Genomic DNA, 24,735 nt, shown 5'->3' with positions numbered 1-24,735 from the left:
TAAAACTTCGTGCTCTTCGTGTCCTTCGTGGTTAAACCCTTTAAATTGAATACTTTCACAGTCTCGTACCTTTTCCAGCGGTTTCGGTGAATGCCATCCCAAAAGGTACGCGATACCCTAAAGGGCATAAATGCGTACCCTACCGAATTTATGAATACCTCTGGCGCCCTGCCGGTCGGTGAATGGCTTGTTTACTCGTTACCACGCTCCTGCTTGGTAATGCATACCGAGGCTGTAAATAATTTCCCTGTTTAAACATAGGATGCGCTGAATTCAGCGAAGCACATCCTAAGAAGAAAATTATCGACCGCCTGCATCCCTTGTAGGCAACCCGGGAGAAGTTTGTCCGGGAAGGTGTTTTTTGGCTTTTCAATTACCGCAAGTAAGGCGCCCGAGAGCGAATTTTTTTGCGGGTTGTTCCTGGTTGGAGGCGGGTGGCGGGGTATTCTGAAATATGAACAATAAGGGCTATATTGGGCTGCCGACAAACCTTCATTAATAATTAAATGTGAAGCAAAAATAAATTTGGCACTGCGTAACTTCACTTATTAACACGGGAATATTAATAGTATATTCTTCAGCTGTGGCTTGGACTTTGTCAGTAAAAAAAACCGAATCAAAAAAAAATAACAAAAATGACTCTCAATAATATCGATTGTAAAAACTTTATGCTGGTTTTATTCCTTTCTCAGGCTCGCAGCAAAGAGCCTGCATTTAATATGTTTTGAAGGAAATAACAGGGGATGCAAAAGAATAGGCGGATAATTCACCGGTTTCTGGTGTTGGTGGTTCTGGCCGGCGTGGCTGGAATCGTTATCGTTTTTGCAAATGTTATAAAAGAAGAGGTCAATACCTCCAAATATCAAGCTCAATATCTTTCGGAGATCAGCAAACAACTGAGTTTCAAGCTCGAGCCCGGCCCCAGTTCATCGATCCGTTATCCCGATTCCGGTCCATACGACTTGAGGCTGGGTTATGCGACGTTGCCGGACATGATCCAGCGCGCGGAAAAACACGGTTTCAGCATTTCCGCCCAGGCCACGTCTTCGCCCATGCTGACGCAGTTGGTCGATTACGGTTTATTCCCCATTTATCGCGAGAAAACCCAGGCCGGGCTTCGTATCGTTGACCAGTCCAATCAAGTCCTGTTCAGAGCGGTTTATCCGGCCCACGGCTATCCGAATTTCGAATCGATTCCGCCGCTGGTGCTGAACACGCTGCTCTTTATCGAAAACCGGGAATTGCTGGACGACACGAAGACGACAGTCAATCCCGCCGTCGAATGGGATCGCCTGGGATTCGCCGGGCTGCAGCTGATGGCGAAAAAACTGGGCGCCGACATCAATGTGCCGGGCGGCAGTACATTGGCCACGCAATTGGAAAAATACCGCCATTCGCCCGATGGCTATACGAAATCGTTGCTGGATAAGTTCCGCCAGATGGGGAGCGCATCGGTACGCGCCTATCTGCTGGGGCCCGATACGCGCGAAATGCGCCGGGAAATCGCGCTGTCCTACCTGAATTCCATGCCGCTGGCCGCCACGCCGGGATTGGGAGAGATCCATGGCCTGGGCGATGGCCTGACCGCCTGGTTCGGCGCCGACTTCAACGAGGTCAACCGACTGCTTAGCCGGGACGCACTTAATTCGGAACATATCAGCCAGGAGCAAGGGCAAGCCTTCCGGCAGGTCCTCAGTATTCTGTTGTCGCAACGCCGGCCGTCCTATCTTTTGGGCTCCGGTTTTGAGACATTGCAGGCGCTGACCGACAAATACCTGCGGCTGATGGCGAGCCAGGGCATTATTTCGGCATCGTTGCGTGATGAGGCTTTAGCCGCGCCCGCTAGCCGCGCTAAACGGTCGAATATATCTTTCGCCAAATTCATGGCGGAGAAAAAGACCCAGTCGGTGCTGAGAACGCGTCTGGCCAGGGCGACCGGCGTCAGGTCCATTTACGATCTCGACCGCCAGGATTTAACCGTCACGACCACGATTGACTACCAGACGCAACAGGCGGTCTCGAAAGCCCTGCGGCGCCTGAGCGATCCGGCTACGGCCCGTGCCGCCGGCGCGGTAGGTTTTCGGCTATTGGGTGAAAATCAGGATTTATCCCCCGTCATTTACAGCCTGATGCTGTTCGAACGCAGCAAAACGGGCAATCTGCTGCGCGTCCAAACCGATAATTACGATCAGCCTCTGGATATTAATGAAGGCATTCGCCTGGATCTGGGTTCGACCGCCAAGCTGCGGACAATGGTGCATTATCTGGAACTGATCAGCGACCTGTACCAGGAGTATAAAGGCCGACCGGCCCAGGAACTGGCCAAGCTCGAACTGCATCCGCGCGATTATTTATCGGCCTGGGTCATCGGACAGTTTCGGGCGCGGCCGGGCATAAACCTGGAGGAGTTGCTGAATCTGGCCCTGGACCGGCGCTATTCCGCCAGCCCTTACGAAAATTTCTATACCGGCGGCGGCATTCATCATTTCGAGAATTTCACCCGTGATGAAAACAAAAAAATCATGTCGGTGCGCCATGCCTTGCGCGATTCCGTGAATCTGGTCTTCATCCGTCTGATGCGCGATGTGGTTTATCATCATCTCTACAGGCCGGACGGCGTTGCCCGCTGGCTTGAAAATGAAGACGATCCGCGTCACCAACTTTATCTGCAGCGATTCGCGGACCGTGAAGGGCAGGTTTATCTGCGCCGCTTTTATGCCAAATATAAAGGCAAAAGCGAGGAACAGGCGCTGGCTTTACTGACCCAGCGGGTCAAGGCCAAAGCATCGCGGCTGACCATGCTGTATCAGGCCATTTATCCGGATCGTGACGAGTATGATCTCAACGCGTATCTGAAAGCGAATCTACCATCGGCGGTTCTGGCGAAGGAAGACATAGGACGCTTGCACCAGAAATACTCAACGGCGAAATTCGACTTGCAGGATCAGGGCTATATCACCAAGATTCACCCGCTCGAACTGTGGCTGGTCGGCTATCTGGCCAGGCATCCTGATGCCACGCGCGAAGAGGTTATCGCCGCCAGTGTCGAGCAACGGCAGGCCGTTTATCGGTGGCTGTTTAAAAGCAAGAGAAAGCAGGCCCGGCAACGGCGGATCATGACCTTGCTGGAAGCCGAGGCGTTTAAGGAGATCCATAGCGCCTGGGCACGCGTCGGTTATCCGTTCCGTTACTTGACACCTTCTTACGCGACATCGATCGGCGCCTCCGGCGACCGGCCCGCGGCTTTGGCGGAACTGATGGGGATTTTGCTGAATGACGGCGTCAGACAGCCGCTGGTCCGGTTTGAGAGCTTGCATTATGCCGAGGCGACACCGTATGAAACGTTGCTGAACAGATCGGTTTCTCAAGGCCAGCGTGTGATGCCGGCGGAAGTCGCCCGCGTGGCTCGCGGCGCGCTGATCGGCGTCGTCGAAGGCGGGACCGCCACGCGGCTTAGAGGCACGTATACCGATTTGGACGGCAAGGCGCTGGCGGTAGGCGGTAAAACCGGCACCGGCGATCATCGCCGTCAGGTCTGGGGAGAGAAAGGCCGCCTGATCGAATCGATATTCATCAGCCGCGCCGCCACGTTTGCTTTTTTTCTCGGCGACCGGTTCTTTGGCGTTATCACCGCTTATGTGGAAGGGCCTGAAGCCGAACAATACCATTTCACCAGTTCATTGCCGGTACAGATAGTCAAGTTTCTGGAACCCACGCTTTCGCCTTTGCTGAACCGGGCGCCCAATGAACCGGGCAATTTGCCGGTACCTAAAATAGCCATGATCGATAAGCACAATCTGGCGGTTCCGGCCAGCCATAGTCGACATTGAAAAAATATGCGGGCGGGTTTTTGCTTAGTAATGGGCATGGAATAAATCAGGGAATTGTAGGTGCGAATTCATTCGCACCTAAACCGGAAATTCCATCCGCGCACTTGAGGAAGTTATTTTATGCGCGTTCCTTAAGGCCCCTGCTTGTAAGGCTCGCCCGCTTAACATCATTATAAAACCACGAAGGACACGAAGCTCACGAAGGAAAGTCCAGTGGACATATCATGGTTCATCGTTCGCGATCCGCACCTCCTGAAACGACCGCTTCTGACCCTGCAGGTTAAGGCTGTTTCCGTGGGAGCGATGCCCACATCGCGACTGGCCGGGCGATTTCAAATCGCGATATATACCCAAAGGACATAAAGGCATCGCTCCCGCTACCGGTATTGGTAAGGAACGTGAATTTTAGCCATATTCTTAAATCACGGTACTCACGTTAAAAACTGATATTCCCCTGCAGCCAGATTTTCTGGGTATCCGTTGAAAACTGGTCGGCATCGTAATAAGCATACTTGGCCAATAGCGCATAATGCTTGCCGAATTTCTTGAGCGCCAGGAAATCCCATTCCTTGCCGTAATGAATCCGGCCGGTGTCGTCGCTAAAATCATGGAATACGCCGCTCAGGGTCAGGCTGCCGTTGTCCAGGGAAGCGCTCAGGGTGCCGAACACATCGCGAATACCGTCATTGGGCGTCACCAGAAATTGATCCGCCCAGCCCTGGAAGGCATGATTGGTTCCCAGCGGCGTAAGAAAGCGTTTATTGGCGCCCAGGCCATTCATTTGTTCCATGGCGCCCTGAACAGTAATCATATTGAACGCGCTCAGGCCGCCCATCAGATTGAAGCGATGGGCTTCGTAATCGGTCGGGCTGTGCTGGTAATCTTTTTGAAAACTCCATTCGGCGGTATAGAGCGCGCTCAGCTTGTCGTTAATGGCCGTCTTGCCGTTGAAACGCAGGCCGTAAGTCTGGTTTGATTTGGCGTAATTTTCCCGTTCCGTGTAATCCAGCCAGTAGCCGTAGCCGATCAGATTGCCGTAATCGCCGACTTTGTAGTTGATATTCAGGATAGGGGCATTGATGTTCTCGGTCGTGCCCAAGAACGTGTTGACGTTGCCGATATAGCCGGCGTTGACGGTCAGGCCGGATAGCAGCGAACTGTTATACGTGATCAGCACCGAGTCGAACGTCGTTTCCAGCTGCCGCCAGCCGACGTTGCCGATAAAACGGTCGTCATCGAGCTTGATGCGCTGCCGGCCGCCCTTGATCAGCGTGTCGGGAATGCCGGCATAACTGATCCAGAGCTGATTCAGCTCGTTTTCATCGGGATCGGCAACAGTCGAGAAACCCGGCTTGTTGCCCAATCCATTGTTGTAATCACTTTGCAGGACATAGTTGCCTTCGTATTCGACATAGCCTTGCAGGCCATGAAAGACCGGCGACAGCAGTCCCAGGCGCAGGCGCACCGTATTGGCATTGGCGGTTTTCGGGTTGCCGGGGCCTTTGTCCTGGTTGACGTTTTCATAACGGTAGTTCAGGTCAAACTTGACTGAACCTTTTTTGCCGTCCTGATAAAAGTTCAGCGCATTTTCGATCGACTCGTTCAGGCTGGCGGCCGAAGCCGGGCCGGCAATCGCCGATAATGCCAACAGTGCGGCCGAGGCGTAACCGAAGGGTATGTTTTGTCTCATAAGTTCCTCTTATTTTATTAGTGTGTGTGATCGCAGTCGGTCAGAAAGGTCAGGATGCTTTCCCGGTATCGGTAGTAATTGGCATGTTCGAGGAGGGCTTTACGGGAGCGCGGCCGGGGCAGGTTAATGTCTTGAATCTTGCCGATTCTGGCATGCGGTCCATTGGTCATCATCACCACGCGGTCGGCCAGCAGGATGGCTTCATCAACATCATGCGTGACCACGATCGCTGTCACCTGTGTCCGTTCCCAGACTTCCATCAGCACTTCCTGCAGTTCCCACCGCGTCAAGGAGTCCAGCATGCCGAACGGTTCATCCAGCAATAGCAATTTGGGTGACAGGGCAAAGGCGCGCGCGATGCCGACACGCTGGCGCATGCCGTTGGACAGGTCGGCGGCTTTTTTATAAAGCGAATCGGCCAGGCCGACGCGGGTCAGATAGTACTCGACGATATCGTTGCGTTCTGAGCGTGAGGCGTGCGGATAGACTTTATCGACGCCCAATGAGACATTTTCAAAAGCGCTCAGCCACGGGAACAGGCTGGGCGACTGAAAGACCACGCCGCGGTCCGGTCCGGCGCTGTCTATCTCTTTATTATCTAGGATGATGCCGCCTTCGGAGATGCTGTTCAGACCGGCCGTCATCGATAAAACGGTCGACTTGCCGCAGCCCGAATGGCCGATAATCGAGATGAATTCGCCTTTTTTGACTTTCAGATCGAAACCGTCCACGACTTTAACGCGACTGTTGCCGTCGGGTGTCGGGTAAATTTTCGACAGCCGCGAAAACTCCAGATAGCGCGGCCTGCCCAAATCATTGAGGCCGGGTTTCAAGGCCGGGTTGTCCCTGTTCCAGTCATGGCTGGTATTGGGCCGCACATCAGGCAGCGTGATGTTGTCGCAGCTTGCGGCCTGCTTCTTATCGATGCCGATGCCCATCAGATATTGCGTGATTTCGGCGCGCAGTTTTTTGAATTTCTCGTTATGGTTTAAGGCCGTCCGGTCTCTCGGACGTTCGATGTCGATAATGAAGTCCGGGCCGAACGTGGCGCCAGGGCCCGGGGTAAGCGGGATAACGCGATCAGCCATGTAAATGGCCTCATCGACATCATTGGTGATCAGGATTACGGTTTTCTTGTCCTGCTCCCAGATTTGCAGGATTTCATCCTGCAGGTTTCCGCGCGTCAATGCATCAAGGGCGCTGAGCGGTTCATCCAGTAACAGAATGTCGGGATTGGCGGCCAGGGCCCTGGCGACATTGACGCGCTGGCGCATGCCGCCCGACAGTTCAGCCGGTTTTTTATCCATGGCGGCGCCCAGATTGACCATGCGCACGTATTTTTCGGCATGGGCGCGGCGTTGTTCCAACGACCAGTCTTTAAAAATCTGATCGACCGCCAGGGCCACGTTCTCGAACACCGTCAGCCACGGCATCAGCGAATAGTTTTGAAACACGACGCCACGGTCCGGTCCCGGCGCCGTGATGGGGCGGCCATGCTTCAATACATCGCCGCAGTCGGCTTCGATTAAACCGGCTATCATCGATACGAGCGTGGTCTTGCCGCTGCCGGAAAAACCGACGATGGCGATAAATTCACCGGCTTTGATATCGAGGTTGATGTCTTTCAGAACAGAGATTTTATCCTTACCCGAACCGTAGGATTTACTGACCTGTTTCAGTTCCAGCAGCGGCGCGCGTGCGTCATTGGACGGCGCGGGCGGCCGGATGGCGTCGGCTTCGGCAATAATATTGAGTTTGATAGCGGACATGTCAGGCTCCCGGTTAAAGTGTCTTGCCGAAAGAAAATGCTTGCTGGAATGCCTGCATAATGCGATCAAGCATGAAACCGATAAGGCCGATCGTAAAAACAGCCACCATGATGCGGCCCAGTGAATTGGAACTGCCGTTCTGAAACTCATCCCAGACGAATTTTCCAAGTCCCGGGTTTTGCGCCAGCATTTCCGCGGCGATCAATACCATCCAGCCCACGCCCAGTGACAGGCGCATGCCGGTGAAAATATAGGGCAGGGCGGACGGCAGAATGATTTTTCTGACCTGCGTGGACCAATCCAGGCGCAGGACTTTGCCGACGTTGACCAGATCCTTGTCGACGGACGAGACGCCGACCGCCGTGTTGATCAGCGTAGGCCATAACGAGCACAGTGTGACCGTGATCGCCGAGGTCAAAAATGATTTTTCAAACCAGGAATCGTCCGTCGTGACGTAAACGGAGCTGACGATCAAGGTTACGATAGGCAGCCAGGCCAGCGGCGACACCGGCTTGAAGATCTGGATGAGCGGATTCAGCGCGGTGTTGAACAGCGGGCTCATGCCGCATAAAATGCCGAGCGGTATGGCAACAATTGTGGCAATCACGAAGCCCGCGAAAACGGTGTAGAGGCTGGTGATGATCTGGTCCAGGTAAGTGGGCTTGCCGGTATAAATCCGTTCTTTGACGCGCGCATCAGGATTCTCGGTCAGCAGTTTCTCATTGCGCGCCTGCTGGCGTTGATAAAAGGCGGCTTCTTTCTGACGTTCCGCATAATGGGCTTCCACCAGTCCGCCAATTTCCCGCCATACCGCAACAGGGCCGGGAATGGCCCCCAGGCTGGTATTGACCTTGGATGCCGAAAAACTCCAGAGCCCCAGGAACAGCATAAACGCGATAATCGGAACGCCCATGATCAGCCATAATTCACGGGCTTGCCGCGCGGGATTTTCGCCGGCCGCCATTTTAATGACCGGTACGAACCAGGTCAGGCCGGTAATGTTAAAAAAATTGATCAGTTTATTATGCATAGGACACCTTTATCAGAAGGGATAGGGGCTCTCGCATGGCGTCCGCTGCCTGTCGGCGGCAGTTAAAAAAAGGCGCGTCCCTGCACCAAATTAACGTCCCATGTCTATCCAGGAGAGGCTCATGACCGAGTTGCTGAACTGTTTAGTCGACTATTTGGCCGCCCACGACTTTTTGCTTGCCTTTAAGGCCGATAGCAAATTTGGCCAGGTATTCATTGGGTTTGCCGCCCTCGTAAACAATGCCGTCGATAAAGTCGGCCTGGGGCGGTTTGATGCCGGTTTCAGTGTCGGCGGGGAAATCGCTGGCGGTGGCTTTGCCTTCGGCTATCAATTCCTTGGCCGCGGCTTTGTAGATATCGGGGCGATAGACTTTTTTAGCGATTTCCATGAACCAGTCGTCCGGTTTGTATTCGTTGATCTGTCCCCAACGGCGCATTTGGGTCAGGTACCAGATGGCATCGCTGTAATAAGGATAAGTGGCATGGTTGCGGAAGAAGACATTGAAATCCGGTAATGGCCGTTTATCGCCTTTTTCGTACTCGAATGTACCGGTCATGCTGTTGGCGATCACATCGAAGTCGGCGCCGACATATTGTGTTTGCGACAGCATTTCAACGGCTTCCTTGCGGTTTTTGTTGTTGTCTTCATCCAGCCACATGGCGGCGCGGATCAGGGCCTTAACGACCGCGATATGGGTATTGGGGTTTTTGTCGGCCCATGCCTTGCTGACGCCGAAGACTTTTTCGGGGTTGTTTTTCCAGATTTCATAATCGGTGACGACAGGGATGCCTATGCCTTTGAATACGGCTTGCTGGTTCCACGGTTCGCCCACGCAGTAGCCGGAAATAGTGCCTGCTTCCATGGTCGCCGGCATTTGCGGCGGCGGCGTTACCGATAGCAGTGCGTCTGCGTTAATTTGTCCGGAATTTTCCTGAGGGGGCGCATAATAGCCCGGCTTGATGCCGCCGGCCGCCAGCCAGTAACGCAATTCATAGTTATGAGTGGAAACCGGGAACACCATGCCCATATTAAAAGGCTTGCCTTCGGCTTTATACTTGTCGATGACCGGTTTTAGTGCATCCGCTTTAATCGGATGCATCGGTTTGCCGTCTTGCATCGGCACATGGGGTTTCATTTGATTCCAGACAGCATTCGATACGGTAATGGCGTTGCCGTTTAAGTCCATGCTGAAGGCGGTAATGACATCGGCTTTCGTGCCGAAACCGATGGTGGCCCCCAAAGGCTGGCCGGCCAGCATGTGGGCGCCGTCCAGTTCGCCGCTGATGACGCGGTCTAACAGGACTTTCCAGTTTGCCTGGGCTTCGATTTGCACATACAGTCCTTCGTCTTCGAAGAATCCCTTTTCATAAGCAACCGCCAAAGGGGCCATATCCGTCAACTTGATGAAGCCGAATTTGAGATTTTCTTTTTCCAGATTTTCAACTGCACCGGCGCCGGATGCGAAAGCCACGGCGATCATTGCCGCAGCCCATTTTCTTATAATTATTGTTCCAGGTTGTCTCATGCGGACCTCATTAAGTAAAAAATTGCGAAAAAAAAGGCGTCTGCAAACCGAATGGGTTTGCATTCGATCTGAAAGACGCCTTTGTCCGGTCTGGCTCGCCGTTGAGCCAAAATTGTCAGCGCTCCGCCGTTGGAGCCTTTGTTTCGTATAACGCAAGCCTTGTGCCATAGTTGTAAAAAACCGGTACAAAACAAATTATGTTTAACCAGAACAAGGCCTTAAGGGAATGGTTTTATCTATTGTTTCAGTTTTGGCAACGCCGGTAGCATTAACAGGGCGGGGCAGCGCATTATTTTTGTGCGGCCGTTTTGATAATTGCACCAATTGGGATTTTTTAATTCATTGAGTGCCGGAGGTTTCGGCGTGAACGCCAGGTATCGGGCGGGTAGTCCCGGTATGTTCGCGCGAACATGGCGTATTAATCAATCCACCCCGCGCTTTCTCATCATCCCGAACCATTAATCGGCAAGGTCATGAGAAAACGGGCGAAACGGCATGAAACCTGCCTTATAAAATCAATTTAGGGAGAGTTTTATTCATGTCTAAAATGAGCCATATCAATGTAATCGATAAATATGAAGAACATCGATTAGCCATTCATAATCTGCTTTCTTCCATTTTGAGCTGCTTTGCCGATGAAAAAATGTTCGAGCAAAGCCAGGAGGAACTGACCGAACGGCTTAACTCTTTATGCGCTTATTATCCGTTTCTCAGTCTGCTGTACCTGCTTGACGCCGACGGCCGGCAGGTCTGCATGAATGTGCCGGGCAGCTATTTTAAGCACCATCCTAAAACCGGCCTGGGAACGGACCGCAGCAAACGGCCGTATTACCTGCTGGCGTCGAAAACAGACAATGTGGTTGTGACCGAGCCCTATTTGTCCAGTGTCAGACAGGAATTATGCCTGTCCACCAGCATGAAGGTTTTTAACCAGGACGGCTCGGTAAGAGGCTTTATTGTGATGGACATTGACCTGGGATCGACGCTGGCATTTCTGACGGGCGACAGCAAACGCGTTCATTTCGAGCCTTATTTTAAAATCATATACAGCCTGATCGTGCTCGGCTTGTTCACGGTCGCCCTGGTGCTGCTGTACGCGGCCGGCGTCGAATGCGTAAAAGTACTGAGTTCGATCATTGATCCCCGGACGATGATCGAGATACCGTTCGGCATTGTCATTTATCTGACCCTGGCATTGGCCATATTCGATCTGGGCAAGACGACGCTGGAAGAAGAGGTGCTGTTATACAAGGATATCCTCCGGCACAGCTCGACCCGGCGCACCATCACGCGCTTCATCGCGGCTATCATCATCGCCGTATCGATCGAAGCCCTGCTGATGATATTCAAGTTCGCGTTGAAGGGCGGCGGCGAGCACATTATCGAGGCCGTCTGGATTATTATCGCCGCGGCGCTGCTGTTGCTGTCGCTGGGCGTTTATGTGTATCTGGGCAGCAAGGCGGAAGGCATACTGCTGAGCCATCGCGGTCAATTTAAGAAAAAAGCCTGATTGTGCCATACTGTTCAAACTGTGCTTGAGTCGGTAACGGACGCCGCGGAACGAACAAAGAAATTTTTCTCTCAAACAACAAGTTTTGAAATAATGGCGGCATAAACGCGGTATAAGATGGCTAGCCACAATAAACATTGGAATCAAGGACCTGACCGGCCCCGGACATTTATCGGTTTCAGGTTGAATCCGTCTCTCTTTCAAACTAACCCGTAAAGGACTGACATGATTAAATACACACCTTTAAAAGACCACGATACACCCGTCAAGGTATTGTTTACCGGTTACCTCTGCACAGTAGGTATCGGTTATGTTGTTGCATTGATCCAGATTTTGTTTACGCACGGCATGGCCGACGGTAAATTCGGCTTGTCCATCGATGATATCGTCTACAGTTACTACGGCAACCGCTCGGGCACGGTGGTGGAAACGAAACTGAACGGCTCGATGAAGGAGATGGCGCCCGAGGCGGAGCGCTTCCAGATCATACAGTGGGTCCGGGACGGCGCGCAGATCAACGACTATAAGCCGTCCGGCGTCGCCAACATCATCGAGACGCGTTGCGTTCTGTGCCATAACGAAGGCGCCTCGGGTATTCCGAATTTCTCCGATTTCGAGCAGCTGAAAGCCTTGACCACGCAGGACGAAGGCGCGACCTTCAGCTCGCTGACGCGGGTTTCCCATATCCATTTATTCGGCATCAGCTTTATTTTCATGTTCGTCGGGCTGATCTTCGCCTTTTCCGAAACCACTCCCACGCCTTATAAATCCGTCGCTATCGGCATGCCTTACGCGTTCCTGCTGGCCGACATTCTGTCCTGGTGGCTGACCAAAATCCATCCGATGTTCGCCTGGCTGGTCATTCTGGCCGGTACCGGCATGGGCGTTTCATTCGCGTTTATGTGGGTCACATCCATCCTGGAAATGTGGCTGTTCAGACCGGTGTTTATCGAAGGCCCGGGCATGAAAGTGCAGGCGTGGCTGGAAAGCTTGGCTTGCGGAGGCGAGGAAAGCGGGGTGAATAAAGCCTACTGCGCTTTCAAACGCGGGATGGCTATTCTGAAGGATAAATGGCTGCAGCATGGCTGGCCATGGCTTAAGGGGCTGTTCGATAAATAGCGTTGCCGTTCACATCTGGGCTGTAGGGTCGGATTGACTTGCAGCCCGCGGGTATTTGCGGCTTCGATCGTCGGGTTATGCCATGGCTGACCCGATTTGTTGAACTTCAGAAAAATCCGCTCTGCAAAAAACTTGCGAAAAACCTTTAAGTTTAGTTCATAAATCAATTAAAACCAGGGCTTTTATCAGGCGTCGGAAAAGTGATTGACACACCTGTAACGTGTTGTTAGTGTTGGCTTGCCCGGGAAATGGATCACATTCCTGGGCGGCGGCGCACAAAGATGCGTGGGCGCTAATATAATGATTTATCGGGTAATGAGATTGTTTACCCTAAGGAGCATAAATAATATGAATAATAAGAAGATGGAAGGTAGCAAAATGAAGAAATGGTTATCCGCGTTTATAAGGGATGAGGAAGGCGCGAGCGGCATCGAGTATGCATTGGTTGCCGCGATGGTTGCGATTGCTCTGGTTGCTTTCGTGCCGGCGATCAGTGGAGCAATTAAGACCATATTTAATCAAATTGTGGTCGCATTAGGCGGCGAGGCGGTAGCATAGTCCAATTAGGTATCAATACGGTTAATTCGGGTTATTGTCATTCCTTAGTCAAGAACGCATGAAAAATGGATATCCTGACGACCATCCCCATCCAGTATTGGGCCCTGGGATGCTGGGCCACTGCCTGCGGCGGTTATGACCTGGCGGTCCGCCGCATTCCCAATATTCTGTCACTGGGCGCTCACGCCGGTGCACTGGCGATGCTCGCGGTGAGCGGCCAGGGCTGGCTGGGCGCACCGCCATCCTCGTGTTTCGCCGCCTGGGCATTGGCGCTGGTTTTAACGGTACCCGGCTATGCGATGAGGCGCCTGGGGGCGGGGGATGTAAAATTGCTCGCCGCCATGGGGCTGGCGGGCGGCATGGAAGCGATGCTGATCGCGTATGCCACTGCCGGCCTTTTGGTGGGCGGCACGGCGGTCATCTGGCTGATGGCGTATCGCTGGCAGCCGGTGTTGGCTCCGCAACTGGCGCGAATCGGCATCGATGCGCCGGCGATATCGGAACCGAAGGGCAGGATACTGTCTTTCGGACTGGGACTCGCCATCGGTTTTGTCGTTGCGCTGGTGCTAATCAGTGTTAACGCTCCGCTTTTATCCAGCTAGCTTGAATGATGGCAATGAAATAGGACTTACGCAGTTTGCCTGTTCATCCGCCGAAACAAGCGGGTTTAAAACCTGTGGGGGCGACTGAAGTCGCCCCCACAGGCTTGCGTAAGTCCTGTGAAATTTATTTCTCATCTTCAAGGGCAAAGGCATGGCAAATAACCTTAGACAGTCTTCATTCGGCGCGCGCCGCCGATTATCGCACGGCTTACGCAAACAAAGCGGGGCGGCGGCCATAGAGGCCGCGCTTTTGTTCGTCATTTTTTTCACATTGTTCTACGCCATCGTCAGTTATTCGATGCCGCTTTTGATGATGCAGGCGTTTCACCATGCGGCGTCATCGGGAGCAAGAGCGGCGGTGGGGGTTGATCCTGACACGGCTGATTATGAAGGTGCCGTGGCAGGCAGGGTGCGCATGGTTGTAGGCGAATTGCTGGACTGGCTGCCCCCGGCCGCCCATAGTGCCGTGCTGGGAGAAGGGAATGCAAAAGTGCTGGTGCAATTCGACCAGCCAAGCTCCGGCATGCTGACTGTGACCGTCCAGTTCCCTGGATACACGACGAATCCACTGATACCGATTTTGAAATTCCCCCTGGTGGGCGATGTGCCGAAGCTGCCCCCAGACCTCATTGCCCGCGCTGTCGTACAATTATAAGCCTTGGACTCAAGCAGGACGCGGCTTAAGGTCCGCGCCAATAACCTATGGGCATAAATACCCATAGGACATAAATAAATTCGCACCTGCAATTTTCTGATTTATTCCATGCTCATTTTCCTTGATTCCCAGGCGTTTTAATCTGGCAATTCCTACGGATCGATGCCTAGATACCGCAACACGTAGGGGCGAACCTGTGTGTTCGCCCTTGCCCAGCGGTTCGCCTTTGGCCAGCGGTTCGCCTTTGGCCAGCGGTTCTCCGATAACCCGTTGTGCAGCCGAAACAGGGCGCAACATGGAATAATCACTTCCGAGTCGGTGAGAGGACAAGGACTGCCGGCGCAATGGCGTTTACAAGGCATTCAAGAGAATTTATCGATATCTTTGCGATAAGGTATTGAGACAACGACAAAAAGTCTTTGGGTAACTATAATATCAGGGATTTGGCCATAAATAATTTTCCTGTTTAAACATAGGATGTGCCGACGACAGGAGGCGCACTTGTGCCCTTTAGGGTATCGTTCGCGAGCGATGCACTTCCCTGCGTCGTCTGGAACACCTGCTTTTAGCCGGCACATCCCATGCAGGACTCTGATTCCAGGAAGTCATTTTCAGCCAAATCCTAAATATTAAGCACCTATACTTATAATAAATATACTCAGGGGCAAGGGGGAGCAATGAGTAGTTCAGTTCTGCGCATATTCGCGGTAGTACTCGCAATAGGCGCCATGGCGATCGGTTATCTCGGTTATAAGGCAAGTCAACAGCCGCCCATGCCGGAACCGGCGCATGTCGAGGAGGCGCCTACTCCGAAAGGCGACCCGGTAGTGTTTGCCGTGCACGATATCCCGGCCGGCCGGGTTATCGCCCAAGAAGATCTGGTCACCGGATTCGTTCCTGCCCGGCCGGCCCGTTCCTACGCGGTCAGCGCCGAACTCATCGGCCGCAAGCCCGGAATCGGTATCGCCAGCGGGGAAATGATATTGTCCAGCCATTTTCCGTCCTCCAGCCAGTTAGCGTTAAGTCTCCGTCCCGGCGAGCGGGCGATGGCGGTCAGAGTGGACGAAGTCATCGGCGCCGGCGGTTTTATCGAGCCCGGCGATCGGGTGGATGTGCTGCTTTACTTGAAGGCCGATCAGGAAATAGGCAGGGACAGTTCGGCCCAGGTGGTTTTATCGCAAGTGCGGGTGCTGGCCTTCGGCAATATGCTGGAAGCGCCGGATGAACAGGCGGCCGACGACGGGCGGACGGACTTGCTGGAAAAGGCCAAAACCGGCGGGACCAAGGCATCGGGTAAACGCAAGAATCCGGAGGAAGCCAGCGGAAAAAAAAGCAAAACCGCCGTGCTGGCCATTGCCGAAGCCGATACCTCGAAGCTCATGCTGGCCGAGTCCAGCGGCAAGCTCAGGCTCGCGCTCCACGGCGCCGAGCGGCCGGAGAACATCCTGGAAACCGGCGAGGCGCACGTGATGCCGGCCGCTTTCTCCCCTCTTGAATCAAAGGAGGGCGGCCAGGATAAACACTACATGGAAAAAAAAGAGTTGGTCCGGCAGGTCATTATACATAGGGGAAGTTCAACTGAAATCTCGACGATGGGGCGCTGACTTGAGCCGTCATTCCGATGATCGTGAAGAGGGTGTTAATACCTGGAAAATGAAACTGGCGCAGGATGGAGGCGATGCATCGATTGCGAACGATGCGCATCGTATCTCGCCAGCCATCCTGTGGCGGCTTTCACGGGAAGCCATCAACAATAATAACGATAGACCTGACAAGCATTAATATGAATTACTTTAAAGCGCTGTTGCTCTGCGCTCTTTTTGCGACAACTTTTTGCGCAAACGCATACGAGGACTCCATCAGCATCGAGATGGGCAAACAATTCAGCTACCGGTACGGCAATGCCATTAAACGGGTCGCCGTCGGCGATCCGGAAATCGCCGATGTTTCCATGATCGGTGACCGGCAGGTGCTGATCACCCCCAAAAAAACCGGCGCGACGAGTCTGCTGGTCTGGAGCGGTTCCGATGTCGGAGCGCCCGATTTTCATGCCGATTTGCTGATCACGGCGGGCGAAAGCCTGAAGCGGCATGCCGTCAAAAGCCTGGATGATGATCAGCTCCAGGTTTCGGCGGCCGGCGACAAACTCAAGCTTTCCGGACAAAGTGCTTCGCTGGAAAGCCATGACCAGGCCGGCAAGGCCACTGACGAGCAAAATAAAGCCACGGTGGTGGATGCCAGTCAACTGGGCTTCGACTCGCAGGTCCAGATCGACATCAAAATTGTCGAGATCAACCGGACACGGCTACAGAACGCCGGTCTGTTTCTGGGGAAAAACAGCGCCAACACCACGCTGGGGCTTTCCACGCCGGGTAATCTGACGGGAGTTGAATCCGCTGGAGCGGGTGCTTTCTCGCTGCTCAGCAGCGGCTTCTTTCCCCATGCCCAGGCGTTCAATTTTATCTACGGCAACGCCAGCGAAGGTATTCTTGGCGTAATCTCCGTGCTTGAGAACAACGGTTTCGCCTACACGCTGGCGGAACCTTCCCTGGTGGCCATGAGCGGGCAAAGCGCGAGTTTCCTGGCCGGCGGCGAATTTCCAATTCCGGTGCCGCAGGGCGGCGCGCAGACCGGCGGCATTACCATCAAATTCAAGGAATTCGGCGTGCGCGTATCGCTGACGCCGACCGTGCTGGACCAGAACCGGATTGCCTTGAAAGTCGCCCCCGAGGTCAGTGAACTGGATTTTACCGCCGGTACGCAAAGCGGCGGTACCGCCGTGCCGGCATTGCGCATTCGCCGCACCGATACCAGCATTGCCCTGGGCGACGGCGAGAGCTTCGTGATCAGCGGGCTGGTGAGCCAGGACACCCTGGCCAGCGTGGATAAGTTGCCGGGGCTCGGCGATATTCCGATTCTCGGCGCCTTTTTCCGTTCCACGCACATCGACCGCAACAACAGGGAACTGATCATGGTGGTGACGCCGCACCTGGTCCGGCCGCTGGCCAAGGGCACGCCTTTGCCGCCCATGCCGGGGGAAAATTACCGGCGCTACGATCCGAATTTCTTCCGGGCCTTCTTTCTCGAAACCGGCAAGTTTCGCTCCGGCCCCTCTACCCAATCAGGATTTTCGAAATAATGACATGACTATTACACGCAAGCAAAGTGTTGTTGCCATCACCAGCAATCAGGAGCACATACGCTGGCTGAATGCGGTATTCAAGGATGAGGGCGAGCTGGTTATCGCCGATTTGCCCACGCTTGAGCGTGTGCGCCAAATACTTGACCTGACCGGCGCTCAGGTCGTGTTCGTGGCACTGACGACGCAGACGCTGCGGCAGGATACCGCCCTGATCGAGGGCCTGGTAACCGTCAAGCCCTTGCTGTCGGTGATCGCCATGGCGGATCAGATCGATAATGAAATGCTGCTTTTTGCGATGCGGGCCGGCGCGCGCGATTTCATCACCGCCGGCAGCCGGCCCGGCGAAGTCATCAGTCTGGTCCAGCGCTTGCAGAGCCGCGCGCCCGCTCCCAATATCTCCTCCGCATCGGTCGGCAAAATCACGGCGCTGGTCAGCGCCCGCCCCGGTTCGGATACGCCCATGCTGGCCCTGCATCTGGCTTTGGCCATGCAAGGCGAGAACAAGGAACGGAACACGCTGCTGCTCGATCTGGGCAATCCGGCCGGCGACACCTTGACCTATCTCGGGCTCAATTCCCCTTACAGTTTTATCGATGCGGTAAGAAGCCTGCGCCGCCTGGATTCCATGCTGATCGACAGCGCTTTCGCCAAGCATGAAAGCGGACTCAGCCTGCTGGCATTGCCGGAAGAGCAGGGGGCGATGAATGACATCACCTCCGCCGATATTTATGTGCTGCTGGGCATGCTGCGGCGTTATTTTTCCCGTATCGTCATCAATCTGGGCGGCGTGCCGCAGTCGGATTTTCTGTATTTATTGCTGAGCAATGCCGACAATACCCTGGTGGTGGTCGAGCAAAGCGTTCCGAGTTGTAAGCAAAACATGCAAATGGTGCGAAAAATGATCGAGCATAAAATCGTGATGGATAAGGTAGAACTGGTCGTCGACCGTTATCTTCCGCAGTTGCCCCCGGATGCCGAGAGCCTTTCGAGGGGATTCGGCCTGCCGCTTCAGGCGACGTTGCCGCCTTCCGGCATGGCCCGCCTGAGCATGATGAATTCCGGAGAAAGCCTGTTTCAGTGCGCGCCGCGCGATCCTTACACGCTGGCGATCCGGAAGCTGGCGAAAAGGATACTGGACAACGACGCCGATCATGCCCAAGGCGCGAGCGCCAAGAAGGGGCTGTTCAAGGCTATCGCCGCCTGGTTCGGCGGTCGTGAGGGGTAAGGCCATGGGACTGAAATTTCCTCACTACGACTACAGCCTGAAGCACACGGAAACTTATCAGGATCTCAAATATTCCCTGCACCATTACTTGATCGATCGCGTCGAGGAGGACAACATTCCGCTCAGCGAATGGACGCCCGAGCAGATTCAGCGCTACGTGCATGAGCATGTCACGCGCTACGCCAGCCACCGGCAACTGGCGGTGACCAGCTACGACCTTGACGACCTGGCGGAGGAGATGGTCAATGAGCTCACGGGCTACGGTCCGCTCCAGTCCCTGCTGGCCGACGATCAGATCAGCGACATCATGGTGAATGGCGCCCGGCATATTTTTCTCGAACGCAACGGCAAAGTGCAGCAAGCCGATCTGAGGTTCATCGATGACGATCACGTGTTGCGCGTGATTCGCCGGATTATCGCGCCGCTCGGGCGCCGGCTGGACGAATCCAGCCCCATGGTGGACGCGCGCTTGCCCGATGGCAGTCGGGTCAATGCCATTATTCCGCCGCTGGCCATTGACGGCCCCTGCCTTTCGGTGCGCAAATTCCGCAAGGACCCGCTGCGCGAGTCGGATCTGCTGGTTTACGGCTCGGCCAGTGAAGCCATGCTGGAGTTTCTCAGGCGGGCCGTGACGGTGCGCTGCAATATTCTGATCAGCGGCGGCACCGGCTCCGGCAAGACCACACTGCTGAATATTCTGAGCCGGTTCATCGAGGAGCGGGAGCGGATTGTCACCATCGAGGACGCGGCCGAACTGCAGCTCGGGCACAGCCATGTGGTACGGCTTGAAACCCGGCCGCCCAATGTCGAGGGTGCCGGCGAGGTGAGGGCGCGCGATCTGGTGCGCAATGCTTTGCGTATGCGGCCGGACCGGATCATTCTGGGGGAAGTGCGCGGCGAGGAAGTCCTGGATGTCCTGCAGGCGATGAATACCGGCCACGACGGTTCGATGAGCACGGTGCATGCCAACAGCGCCCGCGATGCCCTGGTGCGCCTGGAGATGTTGTCGGCCCTGGCCAACTTTCAGGGCGGCATCGACATACTGCGGCAAATGATCGGCTGCGCCATCGATATCATCGTCCAGATCGCCCGCTTTTCCGACGGCACGCGCCGCATTACCTCCATCGTCGAGGTGGCGGCATTGCGCGATGGCCAGTTCATGCTGAACGAATTATTCGGCTACGATAAAGCCCGCCGGTCTTTTGTGGCCGGCACCGCGCGCCCGTCCGGGCAGAAATTCGAATCCGACGCCGTTCCGCTATATCTGGGCGAGGGAGGAAAACCCCTTGGTTAGCAAGGAGTTTCTGAGTTATGCCATGGCCGTCGCCCTGCTGGCCGTGGCGCTGCTGATATACCTGCGCAGCCAGCGGGAAGCGTTCATTGAAAAAGTGAGCCGACGCATGGCCGAATCATCCGGGATCAAGTCCGAAATTCTGCTGCACCATGAACAGCATGCCGCGCCCATGATCGAGCATCTGTTCTGGCGGGCCGGTATCGACGTGAGCGGCTGGCAATTGTCCATCGGTTTTTTGTGCCTGGTTTTTCTGGCGATTCTCGGGGGCTTGTGGAAAGGTTTCGGCTTCGGATTGTCCGTGCCGGTCATCGGCGTGGCGGTCATTTACCTGTGGCTTTTGCGCCAGGCCAAAAAGCGCATCGTCCTGATTCTGGCCCAGCTGCCCTTGTTTCTCGATCAGGTGTTGCGCGGGCTTGGCACCGGTCGCAGCATGGAGGGCGCGTTGAGGCTGGCGGCCGAGGAAACACCGGTGCCGCTCAAGGAAATTATCGACCGGGTGCTGCGCGCAAACGAGTTGGGCGCCGATCTGGGGGCGACGATCCAGGAGACGGCCGATCTCTATCGGATCAACGAGTTGTACCTGCTGGCGCTGGCGATAAAAATCAATCGTACCTACGGCAGCAGCGTCCGGGATTTGCTGCAGAACGTGGTCAAAATGATCCATGATCGCGAGGCGGCGCGCCGGGAATTGCGCGCGCTCACCGGCGAAACCCGGGTCACCGCCTGGGTGCTGGGCCTGCTGCCGCCGGGCATGGCGATCTATATCATGGCCATGAATCCCAAGTACCTGGAAAGCATGTGGCAGGATCCGTCGGGGCAGGTCATGCTGGTCATCGCCGTGGTTTTGCAGATAGCCGGCGCTTTCGTGCTCTGGCGCATGATCAAAAGTATTTAGGAGATATCGTTATCATGTTGTGGCTGTATTTGATCATGGCGTTGCTTTTGGCCCTGTCGGGCGGCTTGTTGCTGTGGTCGTCGTTTCGTTCGGACGGCGCCGCTTATGCGACGCAGCGCCGTTTTCACGACCTGCTTAAAACGGGCGTGGCCACGGGCGGCGCCGATGAGGGCTGGCTGATTTCAGCCATTGAGCGCATGAGCGGCAGCGGCATGGGCAAGTTGTTCTCGAGTTCGGATCAGGAGGAGATGACACGGTTGCTGAAGCAGGCCGGCTGGCACGCGGTCAGGAAGCGGACGCTGTTCATGCTGGGCTCATGGTTGACGCCGCTGGTCGCGGTGGCGCTCGGCGGCGCCTATATGGCCAGTGCCGGCGACGTGTCCGGCACGCAAAAACTGGCCGGGATTTTTGTGGCGTTCACCCTGGGCTTTCTCGCTCCCCGCTACGTCTTGCGTTACCGGGCGAACGCGCGCCGTAATGCCCTGGCCCGGGAAATGCCCACCGCGATTTATTTGCTGCGCATGCTGTTCGACGCGGGCCTGTCCATTGAGCACGCCTTGCGCGTGATGCATGAGGAGGGGCGGGTGCTGATGCCGAATCTGTCCGAGGAAATCGCCGGCACGCTGCAGCGTATTGACGCCGGGCACGACCGCGCCGATGCCCTGAATGAAATGGCCGCGCCCCTGGAAGTCGCCGAACTGACCGATACCGTGGCCATTCTTAAGCAGGTGACCCGGCACGGCGGCAGCATCCGCGATTCCCTGGCGAAATTCGCGCAGTTGATGGAAGAGCGACAGCAATCGGCCATACGCGAATATGTCAATCAGCTGTCCGGCAAAATGTCGGTGGTGATGATGATTTTTCTGTTTCCGGCCCTGCTGATTTTTCTCGCCGGACCGGGTTTTCTTGCCCTTGCCAAGGGCTTGGTCAGTGTTTATGGCTAGGTTGGCTGCACGGTGTGTTTTGCTGGCTATGGCGGCCGCGCTTCTGACCGGTTGCAGCCGGACGGTGGGGCATACGGATTTGCTGGGATTGAATAATGAGCCGCCGCGTCAGGCGCCGGCCTGTGAAGCCGATGCCGATCCCGAGCAAAACGTCAAGCTGGACCTGATACGCAAGCTCATGGACAGCGGCAAGCTGTACGCGGCCTTGGCCCATCTGGAGGCCACACGCTCGAAGTCCCCGCGGTCGACCTATCTGCGTGCCGAAATCCTGCGCCAGACGGAGCGGACGGAACAGGCCGAGCCGTTGTACCGAGAATTGCTCGGTGGCTGTCTGGCGGGTAAAGGCTATCACGGACTCGGGCTGATTGCCGGCCGGGACGGCAAAATTCCCGAGGCGCTGGCGTATTTGCATAAAGCCGAAGCTGAATTGCCGATCGACGTGAAGGTGCGCAACGATCTGGGCTACGCGCTGTTGCTGGATGGGCAATTCGAGGCGGCACGCAACGAGTTTTTGACGGCGCTTGAGCTGGACGGCAGCGATCCGCTGTCCGCGACCAACATGGCGCTATTGCTGGCGGTAACGGGAAAGGAGCGGGAAATGCAGGCTTTCGCCCTACATATGAACATGGATCCGGAAACCCTAACCCAGCTTCGCGCCCAGGCCGAGGAGATCAAGGCCGCGATCGACAAGCAGGGGCGCGGTCCGCGCTCGGTGCGCCATAAACCGTAGCGGATCATTTCCGGCGTCAATGTCGGGTTACGGCTTGGGCCTAACCCGACCTACGCGGGGCTGAAGTCTTGTGCAGGTGTTTGTTATTAACGAATTTTCAACATAATCCCATGGGAGCTCAAATCATGTCTCATCAATCAATCGCGGCGCTATTGCCGCTGGTCCTGCTGTTTGTCGCCGAGATCGCGGCGGCGGATTCCCTGGAGCAGTCCGTGGGCGAGGAAACGCGGCGCTGGCTGGAATTGCAGCGCAGCGGCGCCGCCGCCTCGGAAACCCGCCAGACGGTCTCGGGGCCGGTTGCCGATGCCATATACAAGCGCTATGTTGAAAGTTTCCAACATCCGATTCCGGAATTCTACAAAAGCGAGCAAAACGGCGGCAGCGGCGGCTTCTCGCAGTAACGCTGTGCGTATTACCAAAGGGGCGGGCATGACGGTTGAAAACAATCCTTTGAGGGCTGGACGGCAAGCGCGTGGCGGCCTGTCCAGAAAGTCGCCGGCCTGCCAGCGCGGCGCCCTGGGCATTCTGGGCGCGGTGACGCTGCTGCTTTCGGTGCTTTTCACGGCCTTGGCCGTGGATACCGGGCGCCTGATGCTGGAGCAGCGGCGCTTGCAATCCGTCGGGGACATGGCCGCATTGGATGCCTCTTCCCAATCCGGCAGTTGCGGCGATGGTAAGTTGTCAACAGCACAAGCGGCAGCGGAAGCCAGCGCCGCGCGTAATCATCATCCCGTGGGCGGCACGCGGACTCTGGCCGTGGCGTTGGGGAACACTTCAACGGGAGCGGATGGCGTCAGGGTATTTGCCGCGAGCGACCCTGAAGCCGCCACATCCGTGGAGGTCATTGCAGGCAACACGGTGCCGGCAAGCCTGTTCGCCGGCGGGATGCTCGGTGAGCAGGCGACGCTTCAGGCAAGAGCCGTGGCGGAGCGGCAGGCGTTGGCCGGTTTCTCCGCCGGCAGCGGGCTGGTGTCGCTGAACAGCGAGGACTCGGCGCTTCTGAATTCGTTGCTCGGCGGGGTTCTCGGTTCGAATGTGGCTCTCGACCTGGTTTCCTATCAAGGTATTGCCGCGACCGATGTGGCGCTTGCGGACCTGGTTGAGGCCGCGGCAGGCGTAGGTACCGTGGACGAGTTGCTGGGTTCCGAGTTGACCCTGGGAGAATTGCTGCAAATCTATGCGGACGCGGTGAATGCCAAGGAGGTGGTAAACGCTGATGTGATTGCCGCAATGCAGACTTTGATCAATGCTAATGTTTCCGATTTGCCGGTCACGCTCGGCGAGATTCTGGCCGTGGCGACAGACAGCCCGGATGAGGCCGCCTCCGCCAGCGTCTATTTGCTCGACTTGATCACCACCACGGCCCTGGTTGCCAATGGTGAAAATGCGCTGACATTGTCTCCAGGACTTAACCTGTTGGGACTGGAAGTGAATACAATATTGAAAGTGATTGAACCGCCGCAAATTGCCATTGGTCCGCCCGGGAAGAGCGAGGAGGGCGAATGGCGTACTCAGATAAAGACCGCGCAGGTGAGCCTGGACGCCGCCGTTCATGGAGGCCCTTCGATCTTGCTGGACGTTGAAGTGGATCTCGCTTTAAAGGTCGAGGTGGCTCAGGGCCGGGCGTGGCTGAAAAGCATCCAGTGCCGCAATCAGGGAAACGCCGGCTCCATCGTTACTATCGGCGCGCAGCCCGGGATTGCATCGATTGCCTTGACACAGGCGACAAACCCCAGCGCCTCCGCGGCGGCTATCAGCGTCATGTTGTTAGGTATTCACGTCGCCGATGTGGAAGTGGGTTTGAATTTACCTCTTGAGTCACCGGGTGAGACCGATCTGGAGTACCTGGTTAATGCGGATAATCCGTTGCCGCAGCTTCAGACCGCATCAAGCAGCGCCGGCGGAAGTCTTGGCAATGGTCTCGGCGGTCTTGCCGACAGCCTGGAGCTCAGGGTTATTCCGCTCTCATTAAGCCTGGTTGACCGCCTTATTTTGGGACCTTTGCTGGACGTGTTATTGGGCGATTTGGTCGGCAGTCTGCTGGATCAGTTGCTTTCTCCTTTGCTGACGCAACTGAGCGTCACGATTCTCGACCCCCTGTTGCGTCTGCTGGGAATCGAGGTTGGCAAGCTGGATGTTCAATTATTTATGCTGGATGTCGACAGCCACCGCCCCACCTTGCTGGTTTAAACTCAAGCTTAGGATTTGGTCGTCAAT

Annotated in this window: 21 protein-coding genes; 16 read left to right on the top strand and 5 right to left on the bottom strand. The window is 55.5% G+C overall.

Translation table 11 applies throughout. The features are described from left to right. Nucleotides 1-743: 743 nt before the first annotated feature. The gene (locus EK22_RS06830) at nt 744-3,830 is read left to right on the top strand and encodes a transglycosylase domain-containing protein (RefSeq protein WP_036249220.1); all 3,087 of its coding nucleotides are present in this window, start codon (nt 744-746) and stop codon (nt 3,828-3,830) included. A gap of 436 nt (nt 3,831-4,266) precedes the next feature. On the opposite strand, the gene EK22_RS06825 is transcribed toward EK22_RS06830, so the two are convergent. The 4 genes from EK22_RS06825 to EK22_RS06810 all read right to left on the bottom strand — a co-directional run bounded on the left by EK22_RS06825 (nt 4,267) and on the right by EK22_RS06810 (nt 9,844). Next, complete coding sequence (locus EK22_RS06825) at nt 4,267-5,520, bottom strand: alginate export family protein (protein WP_036249217.1); 1,254 nt, start codon at nt 5,518-5,520, stop codon at nt 4,267-4,269. Between the two features lie 17 nt (nt 5,521-5,537). Continuing rightward, nucleotides 5,538-7,289 (bottom strand): ABC transporter ATP-binding protein, encoded by a 1,752-nt coding sequence (locus EK22_RS06820; protein ID WP_200882566.1) that lies wholly within the window; start codon nt 7,287-7,289, stop codon nt 5,538-5,540. Nucleotides 7,290-7,302: 13 nt separating this feature from the next. Then, nucleotides 7,303-8,319: an ABC transporter permease gene (locus tag EK22_RS06815; RefSeq protein ID WP_036249211.1), complete on the bottom strand. Its 1,017-nt coding sequence runs from the start codon at nt 8,317-8,319 to the stop codon at nt 7,303-7,305. A 142-nt stretch (nt 8,320-8,461) separates the two neighbouring features. Then, on the bottom strand, nt 8,462-9,844 hold the full coding sequence (locus tag EK22_RS06810; protein ID WP_036249275.1) for a CmpA/NrtA family ABC transporter substrate-binding protein: 1,383 nt from the start codon (nt 9,842-9,844) through the stop codon (nt 8,462-8,464). Between the two features lie 538 nt (nt 9,845-10,382). Between EK22_RS06810 and EK22_RS06805 the strand changes: the two genes are divergently transcribed. The 5 genes from EK22_RS06805 to EK22_RS06785 all read left to right on the top strand — a co-directional run bounded on the left by EK22_RS06805 (nt 10,383) and on the right by EK22_RS06785 (nt 14,288). Next, nucleotides 10,383-11,354: a PDC sensor domain-containing protein gene (locus EK22_RS06805; protein ID WP_027147466.1), complete on the top strand. Its 972-nt coding sequence runs from the start codon at nt 10,383-10,385 to the stop codon at nt 11,352-11,354. A 225-nt stretch (nt 11,355-11,579) separates the two neighbouring features. Continuing rightward, complete coding sequence (locus EK22_RS06800) at nt 11,580-12,473, top strand: hypothetical protein (protein WP_020160735.1); 894 nt, start codon at nt 11,580-11,582, stop codon at nt 12,471-12,473. Nucleotides 12,474-12,821: 348 nt separating this feature from the next. Then, the gene (locus tag EK22_RS06795; protein ID WP_036249208.1) at nt 12,822-13,031 is read left to right on the top strand and encodes a Flp family type IVb pilin; all 210 of its coding nucleotides are present in this window, start codon (nt 12,822-12,824) and stop codon (nt 13,029-13,031) included. A 65-nt stretch (nt 13,032-13,096) separates the two neighbouring features. Further along, the gene (locus EK22_RS06790; RefSeq protein WP_051961727.1) at nt 13,097-13,633 is read left to right on the top strand and encodes a prepilin peptidase; all 537 of its coding nucleotides are present in this window, start codon (nt 13,097-13,099) and stop codon (nt 13,631-13,633) included. A gap of 151 nt (nt 13,634-13,784) precedes the next feature. Beyond that, nucleotides 13,785-14,288, top strand: coding sequence for a TadE/TadG family type IV pilus assembly protein (locus EK22_RS06785; RefSeq protein WP_036249206.1), 504 nt, complete (start codon nt 13,785-13,787; stop codon nt 14,286-14,288). Between the two features lie 45 nt (nt 14,289-14,333). Here EK22_RS06785 and EK22_RS24145 read toward each other — a convergent pair whose 3' ends face one another. Further along, nucleotides 14,334-14,585 carry a hypothetical protein gene (locus EK22_RS24145; RefSeq protein ID WP_152565016.1) on the bottom strand — a complete coding sequence of 84 codons (252 nt, stop codon included), beginning with the start codon at nt 14,583-14,585 and terminating at the stop codon, nt 14,334-14,336. A 380-nt stretch (nt 14,586-14,965) separates the two neighbouring features. On the opposite strand from EK22_RS24145, the gene cpaB reads away from it, so the two are divergent. The 10 genes from cpaB (at nt 14,966) to EK22_RS06740 (ending at nt 24,708) form a co-directional block, all read left to right on the top strand. Continuing rightward, on the top strand, nt 14,966-15,892 hold the full coding sequence (cpaB, locus tag EK22_RS06780; protein ID WP_051961726.1) for a Flp pilus assembly protein CpaB: 927 nt from the start codon (nt 14,966-14,968) through the stop codon (nt 15,890-15,892). A gap of 1 nt (nt 15,893) precedes the next feature. After that, entirely contained in the window at nt 15,894-16,070 is a 177-nt protein-coding gene (locus EK22_RS24650; protein ID WP_161786387.1) for a hypothetical protein, read from the top strand. Between the two features lies 1 nt (nt 16,071). After that, nucleotides 16,072-17,427 carry a type II and III secretion system protein family protein gene (locus EK22_RS06775; RefSeq protein ID WP_036249204.1) on the top strand — a complete coding sequence of 452 codons (1,356 nt, stop codon included), beginning with the start codon at nt 16,072-16,074 and terminating at the stop codon, nt 17,425-17,427. A gap of 4 nt (nt 17,428-17,431) precedes the next feature. After that, a complete protein-coding gene (locus EK22_RS06770) occupies nt 17,432-18,655 on the top strand; it encodes an AAA family ATPase (protein WP_051961724.1) in 1,224 nt (407 codons plus the stop codon). A 4-nt stretch (nt 18,656-18,659) separates the two neighbouring features. Further along, a complete protein-coding gene (locus EK22_RS06765) occupies nt 18,660-19,949 on the top strand; it encodes a CpaF family protein (RefSeq protein ID WP_020160743.1) in 1,290 nt (429 codons plus the stop codon). Then, nucleotides 19,942-20,844: a type II secretion system F family protein gene (locus EK22_RS06760; protein ID WP_081917782.1), complete on the top strand. Its 903-nt coding sequence runs from the start codon at nt 19,942-19,944 to the stop codon at nt 20,842-20,844. The genes EK22_RS06765 and EK22_RS06760 overlap by 8 nt, the downstream gene beginning before the upstream one ends. 14 nt (nt 20,845-20,858) lie before the next feature. Beyond that, nucleotides 20,859-21,788 (top strand): type II secretion system F family protein, encoded by a 930-nt coding sequence (locus tag EK22_RS06755; RefSeq protein WP_020160745.1) that lies wholly within the window; start codon nt 20,859-20,861, stop codon nt 21,786-21,788. Next, nucleotides 21,781-22,518, top strand: a complete 738-nt coding sequence (locus tag EK22_RS06750; RefSeq protein WP_235209235.1) for a tetratricopeptide repeat protein — start codon at nt 21,781-21,783, stop codon at nt 22,516-22,518. The genes EK22_RS06755 and EK22_RS06750 overlap by 8 nt, the downstream gene beginning before the upstream one ends. A gap of 125 nt (nt 22,519-22,643) precedes the next feature. Continuing rightward, a complete protein-coding gene (locus tag EK22_RS06745; RefSeq protein WP_235209234.1) occupies nt 22,644-22,919 on the top strand; it encodes a DUF3613 domain-containing protein in 276 nt (91 codons plus the stop codon). Nucleotides 22,920-22,923: 4 nt separating this feature from the next. Further along, the gene (locus EK22_RS06740; protein WP_152565015.1) at nt 22,924-24,708 is read left to right on the top strand and encodes a TadG family pilus assembly protein; all 1,785 of its coding nucleotides are present in this window, start codon (nt 22,924-22,926) and stop codon (nt 24,706-24,708) included. Nucleotides 24,709-24,735 lie beyond the last annotated feature (27 nt).

The organism is Methylobacter sp. BBA5.1 (assembly GCF_000746145.1).
GTDB classification, from domain to species: domain Bacteria; phylum Pseudomonadota; class Gammaproteobacteria; order Methylococcales; family Methylomonadaceae; genus Methylobacter; species Methylobacter marinus.
The sequence above is the reverse complement of the archived record's forward strand: the minus strand, read 5'-3'. Positions and strand labels throughout refer to the sequence as shown.